1 pseudogene is annotated in these 299 nt (G+C 70.9%); it reads right to left on the bottom strand.

Annotated features, from left to right (window positions below):
* Positions 1 to 280, bottom strand: a pseudogene (locus ADL29_RS43445) (XRE family transcriptional regulator); the annotation flags it as partial.
* Between the last annotated feature and the right edge of the window lie 19 nt (positions 281 to 299).

The raw sequence follows: 299 nt of genomic DNA, 5'->3' as shown, positions 1-299 counted from the left end.
CTGCGGTAATCCGCAGGGCGTCGAACAGCCGGTCACGGTCGGGGGTGGCAAGCCGGGGATGCCCAGCGGCCCCCGGCAGGGAGCGCGGTGGGGTGCCCTGAACTGCCCATCCGAGCAGGTCGTGCCACTCACGGGTGTGAACCCAGGTTGCTAGTGGGTGGTCGTGCGGCCCGTGCTCACCGCTGAGGATCTGACCCACCACCAGGTCGACGTCGATGGCTGCGCCGAGCTGGTCGAGCAAGCCCGGGTCGGCGCCTAGGCGTTGCAGCGTGCGGGTCATGGCGCGCAGGGTGTGGACG

The sequence above is a fragment of the Streptomyces chattanoogensis genome (genome assembly GCF_001294335.1).
GTDB classification, from domain to species: Bacteria; Actinomycetota; Actinomycetes; order Streptomycetales; family Streptomycetaceae; genus Streptomyces; species Streptomyces chattanoogensis.
This window is presented reverse-complemented; position numbering and strand designations above follow the sequence as displayed.